Source organism: Janibacter indicus, assembly GCF_900176385.1.
GTDB lineage: Bacteria > Actinomycetota > Actinomycetes > Actinomycetales > Dermatophilaceae > Janibacter > Janibacter indicus.
In genome coordinates this window covers 166,920-185,891 of record NZ_FWXN01000008.1, presented here as the reverse complement: position 1 = coordinate 185,891, position 18,972 = coordinate 166,920, and the positions used below count along the sequence as shown (strand labels likewise).

At 69.0% G+C, this 18,972-nt stretch carries 18 protein-coding genes; 15 read left to right on the top strand and 3 right to left on the bottom strand.

Features of this window, described 5'->3' with window-relative positions; all coding sequences use genetic code 11:
- Positions 1-15: 15 nt before the first annotated feature.
- From B9B60_RS11365 to B9B60_RS11355, 3 genes are read right to left on the bottom strand one after another with little or no spacing between them, the layout of a single operon-like run.
- Entirely contained in the window at positions 16-2,286 is a 2,271-nt protein-coding gene (locus tag B9B60_RS11365; protein WP_084451522.1) for a heavy metal translocating P-type ATPase, read from the bottom strand.
- 47 nt (positions 2,287-2,333) lie between these two features.
- Positions 2,334-3,275, bottom strand: a complete 942-nt coding sequence (locus B9B60_RS11360) for a hypothetical protein (protein ID WP_075866899.1) — start codon at positions 3,273-3,275, stop codon at positions 2,334-2,336.
- Complete coding sequence (locus B9B60_RS11355; RefSeq protein WP_075866900.1) at positions 3,275-3,484, bottom strand: heavy-metal-associated domain-containing protein; 210 nt, start codon at positions 3,482-3,484, stop codon at positions 3,275-3,277. The genes B9B60_RS11360 and B9B60_RS11355 overlap by 1 nt, the downstream gene beginning before the upstream one ends.
- 501 nt (positions 3,485-3,985) lie before the next feature.
- Here B9B60_RS11355 and B9B60_RS11350 point away from each other — a divergent pair.
- From B9B60_RS11350 to B9B60_RS11280, 15 genes are all read left to right on the top strand, one after another.
- Entirely contained in the window at positions 3,986-4,834 is an 849-nt protein-coding gene (locus tag B9B60_RS11350) for a helix-turn-helix domain-containing protein (RefSeq protein WP_075866901.1), read from the top strand.
- Between the two features lie 246 nt (positions 4,835-5,080).
- The gene (locus B9B60_RS11345; RefSeq protein WP_075866902.1) at positions 5,081-6,169 is read left to right on the top strand and encodes an ImmA/IrrE family metallo-endopeptidase; all 1,089 of its coding nucleotides are present in this window, start codon (positions 5,081-5,083) and stop codon (positions 6,167-6,169) included.
- Entirely contained in the window at positions 6,169-7,107 is a 939-nt protein-coding gene (locus B9B60_RS11340; protein ID WP_084451520.1) for a bifunctional DNA primase/polymerase, read from the top strand. Before B9B60_RS11345 ends, B9B60_RS11340 begins: the two co-directional genes overlap by 1 nt.
- The gene (locus tag B9B60_RS11335; RefSeq protein WP_084451518.1) at positions 7,107-7,868 is read left to right on the top strand and encodes a DUF2637 domain-containing protein; all 762 of its coding nucleotides are present in this window, start codon (positions 7,107-7,109) and stop codon (positions 7,866-7,868) included. The genes B9B60_RS11340 and B9B60_RS11335 overlap by 1 nt, the downstream gene beginning before the upstream one ends.
- A complete protein-coding gene (locus B9B60_RS11330) occupies positions 7,865-8,290 on the top strand; it encodes a hypothetical protein (protein ID WP_075866904.1) in 426 nt (141 codons plus the stop codon). The genes B9B60_RS11335 and B9B60_RS11330 overlap by 4 nt, the downstream gene beginning before the upstream one ends.
- Before the next feature lie 88 nt (positions 8,291-8,378).
- Complete coding sequence (locus tag B9B60_RS11325) at positions 8,379-9,254, top strand: hypothetical protein (RefSeq protein ID WP_084451516.1); 876 nt, start codon at positions 8,379-8,381, stop codon at positions 9,252-9,254.
- A complete protein-coding gene (locus B9B60_RS11320; RefSeq protein WP_084451514.1) occupies positions 9,241-10,278 on the top strand; it encodes a ParB N-terminal domain-containing protein in 1,038 nt (345 codons plus the stop codon). Before B9B60_RS11325 ends, B9B60_RS11320 begins: the two co-directional genes overlap by 14 nt.
- A 40-nt stretch (positions 10,279-10,318) precedes the next feature.
- On the top strand, positions 10,319-10,996 hold the full coding sequence (locus B9B60_RS11315) for a hypothetical protein (protein WP_084451512.1): 678 nt from the start codon (positions 10,319-10,321) through the stop codon (positions 10,994-10,996).
- A 19-nt stretch (positions 10,997-11,015) separates the two neighbouring features.
- Positions 11,016-12,671 (top strand): M23 family metallopeptidase, encoded by a 1,656-nt coding sequence (locus B9B60_RS11310; RefSeq protein ID WP_084451511.1) that lies wholly within the window; start codon positions 11,016-11,018, stop codon positions 12,669-12,671.
- Between the two features lie 240 nt (positions 12,672-12,911).
- The gene (locus B9B60_RS11305; protein WP_075866908.1) at positions 12,912-13,178 is read left to right on the top strand and encodes a DUF6112 family protein; all 267 of its coding nucleotides are present in this window, start codon (positions 12,912-12,914) and stop codon (positions 13,176-13,178) included.
- Positions 13,179-13,308: 130 nt separating this feature from the next.
- Entirely contained in the window at positions 13,309-13,578 is a 270-nt protein-coding gene (locus B9B60_RS11300) for a DUF6112 family protein (RefSeq protein WP_075866909.1), read from the top strand.
- Between the two features lie 28 nt (positions 13,579-13,606).
- A complete protein-coding gene (locus B9B60_RS11295; protein ID WP_084451510.1) occupies positions 13,607-15,010 on the top strand; it encodes a conjugal transfer protein TrbL in 1,404 nt (467 codons plus the stop codon).
- Between the two features lie 3 nt (positions 15,011-15,013).
- On the top strand, positions 15,014-16,486 hold the full coding sequence (locus tag B9B60_RS11290) for an SCO6880 family protein (protein WP_075866910.1): 1,473 nt from the start codon (positions 15,014-15,016) through the stop codon (positions 16,484-16,486).
- Between the two features lie 71 nt (positions 16,487-16,557).
- Positions 16,558-17,487: a hypothetical protein gene (locus tag B9B60_RS11285; RefSeq protein WP_084451509.1), complete on the top strand. Its 930-nt coding sequence runs from the start codon at positions 16,558-16,560 to the stop codon at positions 17,485-17,487.
- A complete protein-coding gene (locus B9B60_RS11280; protein ID WP_075866911.1) occupies positions 17,484-18,962 on the top strand; it encodes a TraC family protein in 1,479 nt (492 codons plus the stop codon). The genes B9B60_RS11285 and B9B60_RS11280 overlap by 4 nt, the downstream gene beginning before the upstream one ends.
- Positions 18,963-18,972 lie beyond the last annotated feature (10 nt).

Sequence of the window (18,972 nt, the reverse complement as noted above, 5' to 3'; positions counted from 1 at the left end):
GTGGGTTCTCGTTCGTCACTTCGTGGCGACGCTCTTGAACCCGCGCAGGCGGAGGCTGTTGCCGACGACGAAGACGCTGGAGAACGCCATCGCCGCGCCTGCGAGCATGGGGTTGAGCATGCCCAGCGCTGCGACCGGGATCGCGGCGGTGTTGTAGGCGAATGCCCAGAACAGGTTGGTCTTGATCGTCGACAGGGTCTTACGGGACAGACGGATCGCGTCGACCGCGGCCCGCAGATCACCGCGGACCAGGGTGATGTCGGAGGCCTCGATCGCGACGTCGGTGCCGGTGCCCATCGCCAGGCCCAGGTCGGCCTGCGCGAGCGCGGGGGCGTCGTTGACGCCGTCGCCGACCATCGCGACGATCTTGCCCTCGGATTGAAGACGGGTGACGACGTCGACCTTGTCCTTGGGCAGCACCTCGGCGATAACCTCCTCGATGCCGACCTCGGCGGCGATCTGGCGGGCCACGGCCTCATTGTCACCGGTGAGCAGCACCGGGGTCAGGCCGATCTCCTTGAGCCCGCGGATCGCCTCTGCGCTCGTGGGCTTGACGGTGTCGGCGACGACGAGGATGCCGCGCGCAGCACCGTCCCAGCCGATCGCGACGACCGTCTTGCCTTCACCCTCGGCCTGAGCCTTCGCCTGTGCGACCTCCGGAGAGAGCTTCTGCGACCAATCGGCCAGCAGCGATTCGCGTCCGACGACGACCGGGGTGCCCTCGACGATGCCCTGCACGCCCTTGCCCTCGACATTGGCGAAGTCTTCTGGCGTGGGCAGCTGGCCGACTTCCTGGGTGGCGCCCTTGGCGATCGCCTGAGCGATCGGGTGCTCCGAGGAGTCCTCCAGCGCACCCGCGAGGCGCAGCAGCTCGGCACGGTCCACACCGGCTTCGGTGATCACATCGGTAAGGGTCATCTTGCCGCTGGTGACGGTACCGGTCTTGTCGAGCACGACGGTATCGACCTTGCGGGTGGACTCCAGCACCTCCGGGCCCTTGATGAGGATGCCCATCTGCGCCCCGCGGCCGGTGCCGACGAGCAGCGCGGTCGGAGTCGCGAGCCCGAGCGCGCAGGGGCACGCGATGACGAGCACGGCGACCGCTGCGGTGAACGCGGCGGCGACGGGGAATCCGCCTCCCAGCCAGGCGCCGAGGGTGATGAACGCGACGACGATGACGATCGGCACGAACACGCCGGAGATCTTGTCGGCCAGACGCTGCACCTCGGCCTTGCCAGTCTGCGCGTCCTCGACGAGCTTCGCCATCTGCGCAAGCTGCGTGTCCGAGCCGACACGGGTCGCCCGCACGACAAGGCGGCCGCCCGCGTTGACGGTGGCACCGGTGACCGAGTCGCCCTCGCGGACCTCGACCGGTACGGACTCGCCGGTGAGCATGGAGGCGTCCACCGCGGAGGAGCCGGAGGTCACGATGCCGTCGGTGGCGATCTTCTCGCCCGGACGAACGATGAACTCGTCGCCGACCTGGAGGTCAGAGGTGGGGATCTTCACCTCAACGCCGTCGCGGAGCACGGCGACTTCCTTCGCGCCGAGCTCCAGGAGGGCGCGCAGCGCGGCCCCGGCCTGGCGCTTGGAGCGCTTCTCGAAGTAGCGGCCGGCGAGGATAAACATCGTCACGCCCGCGCCAACTTCGAGATAGATGTTCGCCGCGCCATCCGAGGGAGCGATCGTGAACTCGAACGGGTGCGTCATCCCGGGTGTGCCAGCGGTTCCGAAGAATAGTGCGTAGACGGACCACAGCAGTGCGACCGAGGTGCCCATCGAGATGAGTGTGTCCATCGTCGCGGTGCCGTGCTTGAGGTTCGTCCATGCGGCCTTGTGGAACGGCCAGGCTGCCCAGATGATCACCGGGGCGGCAAGCGCGAGCGAGGCCCACTGCCAATATACGAACTGCAGTGCGGGGATCATGGCCATGGCGATCACGGGAACCGTGAGCACAATGGCGCCGACTAGCCGATGGCGCAGCGAGGTGAGCTCAGTGTCTTCCTCCTCCCCGGCCTCGGTCTCCGACGTGTTCGCCGTGGTGTCCTTGGGCTTGGGCAGCGCAGCCGTGTAGCCGGTCTTCTCGACCTCGGCGACCAGCAGTGCCGGATCGTAGCCGGCAGGCACGGTGACCTTGGCCTTCTCCGTGGCGTAGTTGACCGTGGCCGCGACGCCGTCGAGCTTGTTCAGCTTCTTCTCGATCCGGTTCGCACAGGAGGCGCAGGTCATCCCGCCGATCTCCAGCTCGATGTCCGGCCCACCGGTGGGGGGCGCTGATGTGCTCATCCTCTTCCTTCTCTCTTCAGCTCTCGTGCGACGCCAGTCCCTGCGGGTCAGTGGCCGTCGGTATGCGAATCGTCTGTCTGCGAGCCGTCACCATGCTTGGCGTCGATCACGAACTCGGCGGTGTGCACCTGCCCGTCGACCTGGAAGTCCAGGTAGAGCAGGTAGCGGTCGGCGGTCGGGGCCTCCGCTGCGAATCCGATCTCGGGTCCGGCCGTGTCCCCGGCCTGGGGCTCGTCGCCCTCGGCGTGGACGTGCAGGTAGGCGAGGTCGCCTTCGCGCAGCGCCACCAGGTGACCGAACGCGCCCAGGTAGGGCTCCAGCGTGGTCACCGGCTCCCCGTCGCGCTCGACCGAGATGGTGAGCTCGCTTGAGGTGCCCGCAGTGAGGTCGCCGTTCAGGGAGACGGTGTATCCGTCGACCTCGTCGGTGATCTGAGCCTCGGTCTCGACGGGGGTGAAGTCGCCCGCCACCTCGACGGCGCGAGTCAGGGTGATGCCTTCGGCTCCCTCGCCCGCGGGTGTGAAGTCGGCGTACACGCGGTAGGTGCCGGCTTCGTCCCAGGTCCACGGCACCGACCAAGTGCCTGTGCTCGTGTCGAGTTCGGGGTGCACGTGCTGGAAACCGGTACCATCGGTGCGAACGGCGATCAGATGCAGGTCCTTCTCGTGTGCGGTGGTGTACTCGGTCACCGCTTCGCCAGACTCGTCGAGGATCTGGAAGCTCAGCTTTCCATCCTCGCCTGCAGCCGTGGGAGCCTGGACCGGGGAGAGCACGAAGCCGTCCGCGCTTGCGGAGACCCCGTTCAGAGCGGGCTCCGCAGTTTCCTGCGCAGCGCCGCCGTGCCCTTCACCGTGTGTGTTCACGTCACTTCCTTCTGCCCATGCTGCTACGAAGCTGTCGGGAATGACGGCGCCGGCGAGGCCGAAGGCCCCGCCGAACGCCACCACCAACCCGGCCCCGTAGAGCGCGAGCCGTCCTCCGGCCTTCATCAGACGCGCACCGCCGAGTAGCCGGCCTCCTCGACCGCCGCGAGGACCTTGGCATCGTCGATCTCGCCCTCGGAGGTGACGTTGAGCTTGCCGGTCTGCGCGCTGACCTGGATGTCCTGGACGCCGGGGATCTCGCCGACCTCCTCGCGGATCGACATCTCGCAGTGCCCGCAGGTCATGCCCGTCACCTGGTAATCGTTCGAAGCCATCAGGTATCCTCCTTCTATGCAGTAGTACCCCTACCGGGTACGTGTACAAGTCAACGGTATACCCCTGGCAGGTATTCCGCAAGAAGGGAGGCGATCGTGTGAGCCGCATCGCAGATGTGCTGCGGGCAATGGTTGGAGCGTCCGAGGTGAGCCTCGTGGCGCAACGATGCTGCGGGGCGACCCGCTGGGCGGTGTCGCTGCGCGTCGGAGAGTAGTGAGCCCCGGCCTTATGAGAACCGTGGACTGCCTTGCCGCGTCGGCGAAGGCAGTGACGACCGGTACGGGCCGGACACCCACCAAACGCCGATCAGTCGCTGGTGCTCATGGTACGAAGCCGGCCGTGCCAACTCGATTCGCAGGCGTTCGAGATTGGTGAGTGGATCAGACGAATCCCAGCTGGAGTGCGCAGTTACGCCGGAGACAGTTAGCGGCTCCTGTGCTGCGCATTGGCATATCCCTCTGGTCGCGGACACACGCACGATGCATAGGCCTGTCGGTCCGATGGTCTACGACTGCCTCAAGATCGTGTTCATCCGATCGGGATCGGCGATCATGTTCAGCGAGTTCGGTCGTCAGGCAGTCAACGTCGGTGACGCAATTCTCCTTGGCCCGAACGTGCTGTTCAGCAGCGAGCCCGAAGAACTCGTCACGTTCACCTCGATCTACGTCGATACCGATTTCGCTCTCGATCAGTTCTTCTGGCAGCACTCTGCGGTGCTGCATGACCGGCTTGAAGCGCCCAGCTTCGCGGAGAAGGTCTACTCTGAACCTGCGCAGATCCTGCGGCTCGGCAGAGATCGGGCCGGGATGGTTGTGCCGTGGCTGGACGAGATGGTGGCCCTCAGCGTTGAGGAGCAATTCCGAGAGAGATTCAATCGACTCCAGGCACTCTGGTTCGCCGTCATGGATGTGCTCGGACCATTCATCCGCGTCTCGCCTGTGAGGCTGACACCGTTGCAGCGGGCGCGCTCGCGTCCGGTGCTGCCGCGCAGTCGTCGGTTTGCTCCACTGCGTCGTGAATCGCTGCTCGCTCGTGAAGCTCTCCACGAGAACATCGCACATCCATGGACGCTTGGTGAGCTGGCCGAGACTGTGCGGTTGTCCCCGCAGCAGCTGACTCGCGTGTTCGCTGAGGCGTTCGGGAAGACCCCGATCGCCTATCTGACGATGCTGCGTGTTCAGGAGATGGCCCGGCTGCTGCGCGAAACCGATCTCCCCGTTGCCCGCGTCGGCCGGCGGGTCGGGTGGTCGAGCCGGTCGCGGGCGACGGAGGCGTTCATCGAGCACATCGGGCTCAGCCCGAGCCGCTATCGGGCCATGCGCCCCGTTGGTGAAGAACGCCCGCTGTAGGGGCAGTCGCGTCCGGGAAATCATCACTTCGTCCGGCGTCCGACCGTACTTGACCTCCGCTCGCCCAGTAGGAGAGCCGTCGCTGGTAGTCCAGTGAGTCCACGTCAGGTGCCGCCGCGTTCCTGATGGCCAACATACCGATCCTGTCGTTCGCTGACCGTCTGACTCGCCGGATGCGCCTGGCGCACCTCGCTGGTGCAGGGTCTGCCGCTTCTACGCGGTGGCCTGCCGAGAGGAGGCCGGACGATGGCGACGAGGGAAGAGGCCCGCCAGAAGCGGGAAGCGAGGCTCGATGAGCTCCACGAGACGCTGACCGGCGCGGTCGAGCAGCTCATCACGGGCGAGGACTGGGCCGACGCGCTGAGGTTCGCCGCCCGGTTCCGGTCACGGTCGTTCAACAACACGCTTCTCATCTGGAAACAGCACGAGGCGAACTATGCGGCCGGGAAAGTGGCCTCGCCGTTCCCGACCTATGTGGCCGGCGCCGGGCAGTGGCAGAAGATGGGTCGGCACATCCTCAAAGGCCAGAAGCACTACGGTATCCTCGCTCCGTTCAAGGCACGGTTCGCCACGGCGACACCGAAGGACCCTGACTCCTGGCGGCGCCTGGGCCGGTATGAGAAGCCCAAGCCCGGCGAGGCCGTCCGCACACGCATGGTCGGTGTGGTCCCCGCGCGGGTCTTCGATGTCGCCCAGACCGGCGGCGACCCGATACCCAAGGCACCGGAACCGACGCTGCTGCAAGGCGAAGCGCCCGAGGGGTTGTGGGAGGGACTGGCCGGGCAGGTGCAGGCCGCCGGGTATGAGCTGATGCGTGTGCCGCATGAGGGCATGATCGACGGCGCGAACGGACGGACCAACTTCACCGACCGATCGGTTGCGGTGCGGGAGAACATGGACGCCGCCTCCCAGGTCAAGACGCTGGCTCATGAGCTCGGGCATGTGCTGATGCACAGCCCCGACCAGGAGGAGGCTCGCCAGCATCGTGGGATCGCGGAGGTCGAAGCCGAGTCCGTCGCGCTCATGGTCGGCGCCGCTCATGGAATGGACACCAGCGACTACACGATCCCGTACGTGTCGGGGTGGGCGGCAACGGTCGATGGCACAGAGCCGGTCGAAGTCGTCAAGGCCACCGGGGAGCGGGTACGTCGGGTAGCGATCGACATCCTCGATGGTCTCGACACTGTTCGACTGCCCGACGGCACCCCACCCGGTCTGGCCAAGGACGGCCCAGCTCGCACCAGCGCGGGCCGCGAGCGGACACCCCAGCAGAGTGCAGGGCCCGATACGGCGAGACGCCCGGCCTCGACAGCCCGGCCGGAGCGGAGGCTGTGATGGCCAGCCGGCGAGGATTCATCTGGGCGGTGCAGCAGATCGATGCGACGACGCCGCTACCGGAGGCAGCCGTCATCTTCGCTCGCGCCGGGGTGCCGGTGTTCCCGTGCGCACCGGGCGGCAAGCAGCCCGTCACCGGGCAGGGGTTCAAGAACGCGACCACGGATCTGGCCCAGGTGCAGGCCTGGTGGCACCGTTTCCCGGCCGCGAACATCGGGATGCCCACGGGTGCCGCCTCGGGGGCGGTGGTCGTGGACGTTGATGTCCATGGCCCTGTCAACGGCTACGACGCGCTCAACCGCGCCGACCGGGCCGGACTGGTGTCGGGGTGGGGGCTGGCCGCACGTTCTGCCTCGGGCGGCCTGCATCTGTACTTCCCGGCCACCGAGGGCGTGGAGCAGCGCTCGTGGCAGGCGGGGCGGGCAGCGATCGACTTTCGCGGTGATGGCGGCTACATCATCGTCCCGCCCTCGCGACGTGCCGTCGGTGGCACCGAGGCGGTCTATCGGGTCGAGAGGATCAATCCCGGCCGGGTCTCGACGGTGGATGCCCAAGCCCTGCGTGACTTCCTCGATCCGAAGCCACCGCCGCGGCCCCGTCCCGCAGGGCTTGCGGCCAATCCGAGCGAGGCAGCGGGACGGCTGGCCGGCTGGGCTGCTCGGGTACCCGAGGGGCAACGCAACTCAGGTGTGTTCTGGGCCGCGTGCAAGATGGCCGAGAACGGCGTGGACCCCTCTGTTGCGGCCGGCACGTTGACCGAGGCCACCGAGCAACCAGATTTCGATGCCCGCGAGATCGGCCGCATCGTCGTCAACGCCTACCACCGCGTCCACGCCACCACCCCGACGACTCGGACCGAGCAGTCGACAGGCCCACCGACCGTGGATCGTTGCCGTGTGGCGGCCTCGCGGGCTCCGACATCGCCACGGGGTCTGTGATGGCCGAGGGCGTGAAGGGCCGGCGATCCGCCGTGGCAGCCGCCGCGGTCGGCAACGTCGTCATCGCGACCGGCGCGTTCTGGTTGTCCTACACCGCATTGGCCGATCTGGCGCAGCGCTCGGGCATCGCGGCCGGCCAGGCGTGGCTGTGGCCCATGCTCGTCGATGGTCTGATCGTGGTGGCCACGGTCGCCGTCGTCGCCCTCGACGGGCACACGACGGCCTGGTACGCCTGGGCACTGCTGATCGCCGGAGCCCTGGTGTCGGTCGCAGCCAACGCCACGCACGCGATCCTCGCCGCCGACACGAGCGTGCCCGGTCTCCTCGCGGCGCTGGTCTCGGCCGTCCCACCCCTGGTCGAGGTCGCCACCACACACCTGCTGGTCGTGCTCATGCGCTTCTCCCGCGCCACCGGCCAACGAGAGCCCGGCACCGATGCCGAAGCTCTGAACCCAGCTCAGGACGCGCACGCCCTGATAACCCGACCACCGCGGGCCGAGCGCGAGTCGCCGCCGGAGCCGCCGACGAGGCCTGTTGACCCCGCACCGGCGGGCCTTGCTCTCGTGGTGGACGAGCCCTCGGCGCAGGGCGAGCCTGCGCCTCGTCGTCTCCGAGCGGCACGACTGCGGGAGAAGGGCTGGTCGAACAAACAGATCGCCGCCGAGCTCGCCGTCCACCCCAGCACCATCGGCCGCTGGTTCACCGCCGCCGACGCAGACCATCCGGAAACCGACGAGAACACCCAGGAGGACCCATCATGAACCCCGACACCCATCCCCAGCACCTGAGCCCACGGCATGCGCTTCGCCAGGGCCCGAGCACTCGTCATCGGGTCGATCCGAGTCCGAAGCAGCCGGACTCCTCGCCTGCTCCCGGCACACCCGAGGCGGTGCAGGCCGCCGACGTCGACCAGAACCGAACCGCCGCCGTGGGCGGGTCGCCACGGAACGCACGGCGCGGACTGGAGTGGGTCCGTCCCACCGATCTGATCGCTCGCGGCTCGGCCACAATGGCCGGACGCGGGATCGACTTCCAGACCGAGCTGGCCCGTAAGGCCCGCGCACCGATGATCCGGGGACTTCACCGGGTGGGCGAGCGAGCCAAGCAGCTGCCACCGATCCAGGCGTTCGGACGCGGCCACGCCCACCGGGCGGCCACGCGCGACGCGGTCGGAAGGTCGTAGGCGGTGACCGGCCATGCGAAGACTAACCATCCCCGAGCGCCCGCTGAGGGCCCTCGTGCGCACCTGCCTCCCAGGAGGTGCCGCGATCATGACCACACACACCACACGAACCGGCGAGCCGGAGGACTACACCACCAGCGAAGGGCTCCGTCGCCTGCTCATCCGGCTGCACGAGGGCGAGGCCGGCGCTTGGCAATCGGACCCTGTCGCTGCCGAGCTGATGGAGTACGCCGCCGAGAAGTACGCGGCCCTGGCCCACAAGCACGGGCTGGACAAGTGGGAGGCCGCATCGGCGGCGTTCGACGTGATGCGCAGCAAGGCCGCCCGCACCGCGTGCGATCCGTGGGGCGTGATCACGCACGCGGTGCGGATCACCTGCATCGCCGAGGAACGCGCCGCCGGGCTGCTGTGCTCGGTGCATCAGGCTCGCCGCCCGACGTTCTCGCGCTTCCACGACGCCGAACGCATCTCGGACCGGGAGAACCCGCTGACGGACTATCGTCCCGAGTTCCAGGTCACCGACCCCTATCCCACCGATCCGGTGACGCTGCACTACGGCGGCGAGGCCACGATTCGGGCGTACACCTCGGCGACCAGCGCCGTCGAAGACGCGATCGCGCTGTTCGCCATGTTGGGCTGGCCGCCGGACACGGCGCGTGCTGCCGTGGAGCACGTCAGCTCCGAGCTGGCACGAATCGGATCGCGCAAGAGCGCGTTCGAGGCGCTGCGCCGTGACAAGTACTCCCGTGCTCTTCTGGACTTGTCGGCGTGGTCCTGGCTGTCGGTGATCAAGACGCTGCTGGGACACCCGAACCCGGCCTATGCGGCCACCAGCCAGGGCAAGGGCCTTCTGCTGCGGCTGGTGATCGGCGAGAACCTGTCGATGCTGCTGCTCGATGACGACCTGGTGCTCACGATCAGCGTGGCCGCACCGAGTCTGAGGTGGCGCGATGGGCTCGCGTGACGGACACATCGAGCTCGACTGGGCCGTCGACGCGATTGTCGTGGGCACCCGGCATCGCACCGACCTGGGCGACATCGACGCGCTGGCCTCCTCGATCGACCGGCACGGGCTGCTCCAGCCCCTGACGTTGACCTCCCAGGGCGTGCTGGTCTGCGGCTACCGCCGGCTCACGGCGATCAAGAAGCTCAACTGGCGCACGACCGGGGTATGGATTCGCTCGGGCGTCTCGGACCGCCTCGGGCACCTGCTGGCCGAGCAGGACGACAACAACCATCACAAGGCGCTGACCCAGACCGAGGCCGCCGCGCTGTACCGCGAGACCAAGACGCTGATGGCCGAGGACGCTGCCCGGCGGAAGAAGGCCACACAGTTCAGCAGCGACAACCAGCCCGGAAACGGCGGTCCTGCCAATTTGGCAGGACCGTCACCGGCTGACGCCGCGGAGGCTCCAGCCGGGGCGATGGGCACCGCCCGCGAACAGGCCGCCCGGCTGATCACCGGCCGCGCCTCCTACACGACACTGGAGCGCACCGGATTCCTCCAGCAGCTCCTCGAAGACCCGGCCACAGCCGAGCATGTCCGGGCCGAGGCCGCGACCGGGCTCGAACAGATCGAGGCCGGCGCACCCGTCCACCCGATCTACGAGCGCCTGCGCTCCCTGGCCGGTCAGGCCACCGAGCGCCGCCAGGACGACCTGGACGAGATGGCGAAGCAGGCCCTGGCCCGCGTGCGAGCCGCCGAAGCGACCAAGCGGCCCCGTAGCGGGCAGCCCAGCCGGCCCCGGCAGAGCGTGCCGGGCCGCTGGCCGGTGCGGGCCTTCCTGACGACGTTCGAGGAACTGACCGACTGGTGGACCCACTACGACCCAGCCACCTTGGCCGCAGAGCTCACCGACGAGCAGGCCGAGATGTTCCTGGGCGTGGCCACTGGCACCGCCGACTTCGCCGAGCAACTGCGTGCCGCACGAGAGGCACTCGGCGACGAGCAGGCCCGCACCGCACGCGGGCACCTGCACGCCATCTGAGCCCGGCCGGCCCAGGGAGCCACGCACGTACCTGGGCGTCATGAACACCACTGACGACTCCCACGCCCGCCGCCGGCTGGTCGCCTGGATCATCGCCGGGATCGCCCTGCTCGTGCTGATCGCCGTCGGCGTCTACGGCCTGCTCATCGGCCCACCCGACACCGACACCCCGCCGGCACCGGCACCGTCGGAGCGAACGGTGGGCCCGCCGCCGAGCGAGAAGCTCACGCCACGACTGCCGGTCATCATCGCCACCGACGACCCCGAAGGCTTCGCCCGGTCGGTGGCCGAAGCCCTGTTCACCTGGGATACCGGCGATGGCCTGATGCCAGCGGACTACAGCTCAGTGATCGTCGAGGTCGGCGACCCGACCGGGTACGAGCAGGCCGGGCTGGCCTCCGACATCTCGACCTACCTGCCCTCGCGGGAAGCGTGGATCGAGCTGCGCAAGCACTCCACCAGCCAGTACCTGAGCATCGAGACCGCCGCCGTCCCCGAAGCCTGGGCCGAGGCCGTCGATCAAGCCCAGCCCGGCCAGCTCCCCGAGGGCGCCACCGCGATCACGATCGAGGGAACCCGGCACCGAGAAGGCATCTGGCAGGACGATCCGGTCTCATCCGAGCACTCGGTGGCGTTCACCATCTTCCTCGCCTGCCCCGAGGACGCCGACTCCTGTCATCTGCTGCGCCTGTCCGAACTCGACAACCCCCTGCGCTGAGAGCACGAGAGGCCCTGCTGTGACCAAGAAGCTCGCCCTGGTTGTCATCGCCGTGCTGCTGCTCGGCCCGATGTTCGCACTCGTCGGCGTCGGGCTGCTGATGAACCCCGCCGCCACTGCCGACTGCACCGTGCCCGGCGGCTCGGTCGAGGTCGGCGAGGTGCCCGACGAGCTCGACGTGGAGACCCGCTCCGGTGAGCGCTTCACCCTGAACCACGACCAGCTCACGCACGCCGCCACGATCATCGAGACCGGCTCGGGGATCGAGGGCGTGGGCCGGCCTGGCATCAAGGTCGCCCTCATGGCGGCCCTGACCGAATCCACCCTGCGCCAGCTTGCCAACACCTCGGCCTACCCCGAAAGCGCGGACTACCCGAACGACGGGGACGGCAGCGACAACGACAGCCTCGGACTGTTCCAGATGCGCCCGCAATCGGGGTGGGGATCGGTCGAAGACCTCATGGACCCCACCTATCAGGCGTCCGCGTTCTACGGCGGACCCGACGGGCCCAACCATGGGTCACCGCGCGGCTTGGTGGACATTCCCGGCTGGGAGCAGATGGACCCCGCCGAGGCGGCCCAGGCGGTCGAGGTCAGTGCCTACCCGGACCGCTACCGCGACTACGATCCGGTCGCCGAGACGATCCTCGACGCGCTCTCGGCCAGCGGCGGCCCCACCGTCGAGCCTGCTGGTCGCGCCGTGACTGCGGCGGCCCCTGCGGAGCGTGGCTCCTCGGGCGTGGTGTTCCCGCTGCCGGAGGACACCTGGGTGGCGACCTCGCCCTTTGGTCCGCGGACGCATCCGATCACCGGCGAGCAGACGATGCACACCGGCAGCGACTTCGCCGCCCCGGACGGAACCCCGATCTTGGCCGCCGCCGATGGCAGCGTGACCGTCGCCGAGTACAGCGACGCGAGCGGCGGGATCGTCGTCATCGAGCACACCATCGATGGCTCCACCGTCGCGACCGCCTACATCCACTCCTGGGCCGATGGCATCCACGTCACCGTCGGCGATCAGGTCAGCGCGGGCCAGCACATCGCCGATGTCGGCAGCTCGGGCATGAGCACGGGACCCCATCTGCATTTCGAGGTCCGCGAGGGCGGCGCCGACGGGGACCATGTCGATCCTGCCGCCTGGCTGAACTCGCATGATGCCGCGGGCCTGCCCGAGGCCGAGACCGGCGCACCGGACGGGGATGAGGGCTGCGTCACCGAGGACGGGGCCACACCGGGCGGCGAGCCCGACCCCATCGAGGGCGACCCGAGCCGGATGGTCGATGACCCCACCAGCGACGGGCAGATCACCGCCCGGCTGCTCCACCTCCACGACCAGACGCTCGGTCGGTACCCCCAGACCTCCTGGGCGTGCTGGTCGCCGCGGCCCGGACAGTCCTCGGAGCATCCGCTCGGCCGCGCGTGCGACATCGCTTTCGGCAATGCCATCGGCCAGTACCCGACGCCCTCGCAACTGGAGGCCGGCTGGGAGGTCACGAACTGGATGAAGGACAACGCCGAGGCCTTGGGCGTGGAGTACCTGATCTGGCAAGGACAGATCTGGAGTCTCAGCCGCGACGATGAGGGGTGGCGTGACTACGGCGGCGGTGGCATGCACGACCCGGACAATGTTACCGGCGGTCACTTCGACCACCTGCACGTCACTGTCGCCGAATAATCTCCGAAGTTGCATCTGATGCACGAATCATGCGTCGGAGGCCGGTGCCGTCGCGCCGCTGTTTCGGCTGGTGCGGCGGCGTTGCCCCACCCTGTCGTGCCCGATCCGGGCGGCGTGCCCCCTGAGCATACTGCGCCTGCGAGGGGCCGTGGGGGTGATGACGGGCGGCCGGCGCACCTGAGGGGCATGGATGCTGTCTACTGCTGGTGCCGGACCACGCCCTGCGGGGGTGGATGAGCGATGGATGTCTTTCCCGATTTCGAGGGCTTGGGTGGCATCGGCGACCTCCAAGAGGTCGTCGGTGCGGCGTTGATGATCGCGCTGATCGTCGCGGTGCTGATGCTGATCGTCTCGGGCATCATCTGGGCGATCGCCACTGCGACCGGCAACTACCAGGCGGCCGCGAAGGCACGCGCCGGAACCCTCGTTGCCCTCGGCGGCGCGATCCTGGCCGGTGCCGCGGTGACCTGGCTGAACTGGCTCATCGACCTCGGCGGCACCCTCTAGACCCAGCACCGTTGCGCACCCGTGACGCCCGCCCCGGACCGGGGCGGGCGTTGTCATGTCCTTGTGCCGAGGGCAGCCGCGCTCACCTCGCAGCAGAACCGACCCATTTCTCGACCAAGGGAGTTCTGCCGTGATTGACATCGACCCCAATAGCGAAGGCCTGCCGGGCATCGAGGCGCTGCGCACGATCGTGGGCGCGACTATGACCATCGGTCTCATCCTCAGCGTCCTCGCCCTGATCGTCTCGGCGATTATCTGGGCTTACGGCTCCAATTCCAGCAATCCGCATCTGAGCGGGAGGGGAAAGATCGGCGTTCTGGTCTCCTGCGGCGCGGCGATCGTGTGTGGCGCGTCGGTCACGCTGATCAATTTCTTCTGGAACGTCGGCCAGGGCGTCTGAGCTCACCCATCATCTTTGGAGGTCCGTGATGGGTGTGTGCGATGTTCCCGTCATCTCAACCGTCTGCGATACCGCGGGCGAAGCCGCTGCCAGCCTCATCTCGGCACCGTTCGACTGGCTCGCCCAGGCGATGGGCGAAGCGGCGGCGTGGCTGTTCGAGTCGGTCTGGACGGTGTTCGACACCACGACTCTGGTCGACGTCCAGCGCCCGGAGTACGTCGAGGTCTACAACCTCGTGTTCGGGATCGCCGCCTTTTTGATGCTGCTGTTCTTCTGCTTCCAGCTCATCACCGCCATGATCCGCCGAGAACCTGGTGGCCTGTCCCGCGCGGCCCTTGGGCTGGCGAAATCGGTGCTCGGGTCGTTCGTGGTGATCACGGTGACCGCGTTGGCCCTGGAGATTGTCGACCAGCTCTGTGTCGGGATCATCCAGGCCGCCGGAGAGACCACCGAGTCCCTGGGCGACAAGATCGCCGCGCTCGTCGTCGGCCTGACCGCGCTGAACATGGGCGCTCCGGGAGTCGCCGCGATCCTGACCATCTTCCTGGCCGGCCTGGCGATCGCGGCGGCCGCGATCGTGTGGCTGAGCCTGTTGGTGCGCAAAGCCTTGCTGCTGGTGACGATCGCCTTGGCCCCGTTGGCGTTCTCCGGCGCGTCCTGGGATGCCAGTCGCGGATGGATCAGCAAGTGGGCGATGTTCGTCATCGCCCTGGTGCTGTCCAAGCTCGTGTTGGTCGTGATCCTGTTGGTTGCGGTCACCCAGGTTGCCGCCCCTATCGACGGTGATCTGGCCTCGGTGAGCGATCCGCTGGCTGGGATCGTGCTGATGGCGATCGCCGGGTTCGCGCCCTACATGACCTATAAGTTCCTCTCCTTCATGGGCTTCGACCTGTATCACGCGATGGGCGCCGAGCAGGAGGCCAAGCAGGCACTCAACCGGCCCGTCCCGACGCCCGGCAAGCCCGGCGGCGATCAGCCCAAGAAGGTCCTCGACGGCGGCAAGGACGGCGGCGGCCCCGGCGACGGCGGAGGCGGTGGTGGTGGGGGTGGTGGTGGGCCCAAGCAGAGCCCGACCCCGGCGAAACCACCCGCGGGTACTCCCACCGGATCGAGCACCGCGACCGCCGGCACCAGCGGAGGCGCCACGGGTGGCACCGCGGCAGCAGCGGGCCCCGCCGCGGCGGTGGTCATCGGCGCGGAGGTCGCCAAGAAGGCCGCCACCGCGGGACCGAAGGCCGGCCAGGCCGTGGCCGGGCAGGCCGAGAGCGCCTCCGATGGCGCCGACCAGAACGGCCAGAACAACCAGGGCGGCCAGCCCCCGGCCTCCCAGCCGCCGTCCTCGCAGCCTCCAGCGCCCCAGCCGCCGCTGCCGACCAATCCGACTCCGCCGGCTGGCGGCGGATCGGCTCAGACGCCCTCGGGGAAGGAGTAGGCCATGTCCGCGAGTGATGACAGCTCGACGCCGGGCACCGAGCTGGTCCCGGTGAAGTTCTCCCGGTTGACGCGCAGGGGTGTCCTGCTGGGCCTGTCGGTCTCCCAGCTCGTCGCCCTGGGCATCGGCGGAGCCTCGCTGGTGTGGGCGTTCTACGCCGGTGGTGGCCTGCTGATCGCGATGACCGCGCCGATCTGGCTGGTCGCCGCGGCCATCACCTGGGTGCCCGTGGCCGGCCGGCCCCTGGTGGAGTGGCTGCCCGTCGTCATCTGGTGGGCCTGGCGCACGACCATCGGGCAGCTGGCCTACCGTCGCCGGATCGTCGTGCCGCGCCCGGAGGGCACGCTCGCCCTGCCCGGTGACATGGCCCGACTGCGCGAGTACGTCGACCCCGAGACCGGGGCGGGCATGATCCATGACCCGCACCAGTCCACGTTGACCGCGATCGTCGAGGTCACCCATCCAGCGTTCGTGCTCCTCGACCCGGCCGAGCAACAGCGCCGGGTCACCAGCTGGGGGCGGGCGCTGGCCACGGTCTGCCGCTCCGGACGGGTGGCGACGGTGCAGGTGCTGGAGCGCACCCTGCCCGACGCCGGGCAGGGGCTGGCCGAATGGTGGTCCGAACACGGCACCGATGACGGGTCCTGGCCGGCGAGGACCTACGCCGAGCTCATCGACCGGGCCGGACCCGCCGGTGAGCGGCACGCCTCGACGATCAGCCTGAGCCTGGACATGAAGGCCGCCGCCCGCCAGATACGCACCGCCGGCGGCGGTATCCGCGGGGCCGCTGCCGTGCTGCGCCAAGAGATGACCACCGTGACCGCGGCACTGCGGGCGGCGGACCTGAACCCCGGCGACTGGCTCGGCACCGGGCAGATCGCCGTCGTCCTGCGCTCGGCCTACGATCCGGCGATCGCAGCGACCCTGGAACGCCACGGCGAGCTCGGCCACGACCTGGCCACGGCCGGGCCGGTCGCGGTCACCGAGACCTGGACGCGGCTGCGGACCGACTCGGCCCACCACGCCGTGCTGTGGATCAGCGAATGGCCACGCTCGCAGGTGTATCCGGGCACGTTCCTGGCGCCGCTGCTGCTGACGACGGGCATCCAACGCTCGTTCTCGCTGATCTGCACGCCGATGCGCACCGACCAGGCCGTCCGCGACATCCGCAAGAAGAAGGTCGAATACGTCTCCGACGCCTCCCAGCGAGCCCGGATCGGACAGATCGAGGACGCCGGGCAAACCGCCGAATACCAGGACGTGCTGCGCCAGGAAAGCGACCTGACCGCAGGACACGGCGTGCTGCGCTACACGGGCCTGGTCTCGGTCTCCGCCGAGACCGTCGACGAGCTCGAAGCCGCCGTCTCCGCGATCGAGCAGGCCGCGATCCAGTCCTCCTGCGAGACCCGCCGCCTGGTCGGTCAGCAGGCCGTGGCGTTCACCGCCGCCGCGCTGCCGCTGTGCCGGCGCGTATGACACCCCACTCGTTCGTGGTCGCGGCACCGGGCCGTGACCGTCCCCACCACCGATCCCAGAAAGGGCCCATCATGCCGACGTTCTATGATCCCGCCGCCGACTCCACCGAGGCCGCCGAGGCCCTACGGGGGCTGGCGCACGCCTCCCGCCACTTCGACTACCCCCGCGACCTGCACCCGGTGATCGGCGACCTGCTGGCCAGCACACGCTCACTGCGCCAGACCCTCGACCAGCTCGCCGCCGCGCACATCGACCACCGCTCCCGCGCCCACGACGACGCCGGTGATCACCTCACCGGCGCTCACGACGCGCTGGCCGCCGCCGATGAGCTGCACCAGGCCGGCACCCTGCTCGACGACGTCACCGAGCGACTGGACGCCGGCTCCCAGGCCACCAGCCGCATCGCCTGGCACGATCCCCTCGGCCACGAAGCAGCCCAGACGCTGCCGCCGGTGCGCGAAGATCCCACCCACCAGGGGCCTGCTCACCGGTGGGTCAGCGTCGCGTTCCTCCAGGGCGAGGACGCCGACACGGTGCTCGACGTGATCGACCGCGACGGTGTCGAGGCAGGTCTGGACCACATGACCGGCTTCGACTACGGCACCGAGACCACCGACGCCGCGTTGGAGAACGGGCACGTCTACGACGATCCGCCCAGCGGGATGCTCGATCGTGAGGCCGACCGCGGCGACTACCGGATGGTCTACAACCCGCAGGCCGGGCACGTCGCCCTCTACCGCCAGCACACCATCGACCCGGCCGACCAGCTCCCGCCCGAACCGGGGCTCGGGACCCGCGAGCTGCTGAGCAGGCCAGCAGGTTCTGCTGGCGGCCCGGCAGTCGGGCAGGCTGGACTGGGCCGTGGGGCGGCTGCCTCGGCGTTCGCCCGTGAGAGCACGCACAAGACCACGACCGATCGCGGAGCCAGTGGACGGGACGGCTCATGGTTCGCCCATCGCGGTGTCGCCGCGGTCAAGCGCGATCGAGGGCTGGGACTGTGAACCGCGAGGAGCGTCTGCACACCGCGGTCCTGGTCGCCCCGGCCAGCGAGCGACGCAAGACCCGCAAGCAGCGCCGGGCCGCCGCGGCCCGGATCGCCGCCGAGCAACGAGAAGCCGACCGCGAGACTGCCCGGCAGGAGGCCCGCCAGCAGCGGGCCGAGCAGAAGGCCACCATCACCTTGCCCACGGCCGGGCAGCCCGGCCCGGCGGCCCTGCGCACGCCGGGTCGGTTCCGGTTGCCGCGCCACCAGGACACCAGCGCCACCCTCGCGGCGAGCTATCCCTTCCTCGCCGAAGGCGGTCTGGGGCCACAGGGAGTGTTCGTGGGCCAAGACCTCTACAGCGGAGGATCATTCGTGTTCGACCCGTGGGTGCTCTACGCCCGCGGGATCATCACCGCCCCCAACGTCATCGTCGCCGGCATCGTCGGATCGGGAAAGTCCTCCTTGGCCAAGAGCTTGTATACGCGCAGTCTGCCGTTCGGGCGCCGCGTCTACATCCCGTGTGACCCCAAAGGGGAGCACACGCGAGTCGCCCGCGCGGTTGGCGGCAAGGCCATCGAGCTCGGCCACGGGATGCCCAGCCGGCTCAATCCGCTCGACGAGGGCTACCGGGCATCGACCATCTCCGATGAGGAATGGGCCGTGCAGGTCGCCTCACGCCGCCGTGACTTGATCGGGGCGCTGGCCGCGACCGTGCTGGAGCGGGCGCTGACGCCGCTGGAACACACCTGCGTCGACACCGCCCTGGCCGCGGCGGTGCGCGAGAACTCCACGCCGATCCTGCCGCAGGTGGTCGATCGCATCCTCGCCCCGTCCGACGACCCGGACGGGCGGCTGGCCGAGGACGGCCGCATGGTCGGCCACGGGCTGCGCAGACTCGTCGGCGGCGACCTCTCCGGGTTATTCGACGGGCCGAGCACCGAGACCTTCGACCCCACGTTGCCGATGATCAGTCTCGACCTGAGCCGGGTCACCGAGAACAGCACCTTGATCAGCGTGCTGATGACCTGCACGAGCGCGTGGATGGAAGCGGCCTTGCAGGACCCGGCCGGCGGGCAGCGGTGGGTCATCTACGACGAGGCCTGGCGTCTGATGAGCCATCCCGCCCTGCTCAAACGCATGGACTCCCATTGGAGGCTCGCCCGCCATTACGGCCTGGCCAACATGTTGATCTTCCACAAGCTCTCCGACTTGGAGACCGTTGGCGATGCAGGCTCAGCGGCCCGAGCCCTGGCGACCAGCCTGCTCGCCAACGCCGAGTGCCGCATCATCTACCGCCAGGAATCCGACCAGCTCGGCAGCACCGCCAAGACGTTGGGGCTGACGGGCACTGAGCGTCAACTGCTGCCCACGCTCTCGGTCGGGCAGGGGCTGTGGCGGATCAAGGAAAGAGCCTTCCTTTCTCAGCACCAACTCCATCCTGCCGAGCTTGAGCTGTTCGATACGAGCTCTCGGGCAGCAGCACGCGACTGACCCACGAGCC

Coding starts and splice junctions, on each gene's coding strand:
- B9B60_RS11360 (WP_075866899.1), bottom strand. CDS start 3,275: ATGAAGGCCGGAGGACGGCTCGCGCTCTACGGGGCCGGGTTGGTGGTG.
- B9B60_RS11330 (WP_075866904.1), top strand. CDS start 7,865: ATGAACCCCGACACCCATCCCCAGCACCTGAGCCCACGGCATGCGCTT.
- B9B60_RS11315 (WP_084451512.1), top strand. CDS start 10,319: ATGAACACCACTGACGACTCCCACGCCCGCCGCCGGCTGGTCGCCTGG.
- B9B60_RS11350 (WP_075866901.1), top strand. CDS start 3,986: ATGGTCTACGACTGCCTCAAGATCGTGTTCATCCGATCGGGATCGGCG.
- B9B60_RS11285 (WP_084451509.1), top strand. CDS start 16,558: ATGCCGACGTTCTATGATCCCGCCGCCGACTCCACCGAGGCCGCCGAG.
- B9B60_RS11295 (WP_084451510.1), top strand. CDS start 13,607: ATGGGTGTGTGCGATGTTCCCGTCATCTCAACCGTCTGCGATACCGCG.
- B9B60_RS11290 (WP_075866910.1), top strand. CDS start 15,014: ATGTCCGCGAGTGATGACAGCTCGACGCCGGGCACCGAGCTGGTCCCG.
- B9B60_RS11345 (WP_075866902.1), top strand. CDS start 5,081: ATGGCGACGAGGGAAGAGGCCCGCCAGAAGCGGGAAGCGAGGCTCGAT.
- B9B60_RS11355 (WP_075866900.1), bottom strand. CDS start 3,484: ATGGCTTCGAACGATTACCAGGTGACGGGCATGACCTGCGGGCACTGC.
- B9B60_RS11335 (WP_084451518.1), top strand. CDS start 7,107: ATGGCCGAGGGCGTGAAGGGCCGGCGATCCGCCGTGGCAGCCGCCGCG.
- B9B60_RS11320 (WP_084451514.1), top strand. CDS start 9,241: ATGGGCTCGCGTGACGGACACATCGAGCTCGACTGGGCCGTCGACGCG.
- B9B60_RS11365 (WP_084451522.1), bottom strand. CDS start 2,286: ATGAGCACATCAGCGCCCCCCACCGGTGGGCCGGACATCGAGCTGGAG.
- B9B60_RS11325 (WP_084451516.1), top strand. CDS start 8,379: ATGACCACACACACCACACGAACCGGCGAGCCGGAGGACTACACCACC.
- B9B60_RS11340 (WP_084451520.1), top strand. CDS start 6,169: ATGGCCAGCCGGCGAGGATTCATCTGGGCGGTGCAGCAGATCGATGCG.
- B9B60_RS11305 (WP_075866908.1), top strand. CDS start 12,912: ATGGATGTCTTTCCCGATTTCGAGGGCTTGGGTGGCATCGGCGACCTC.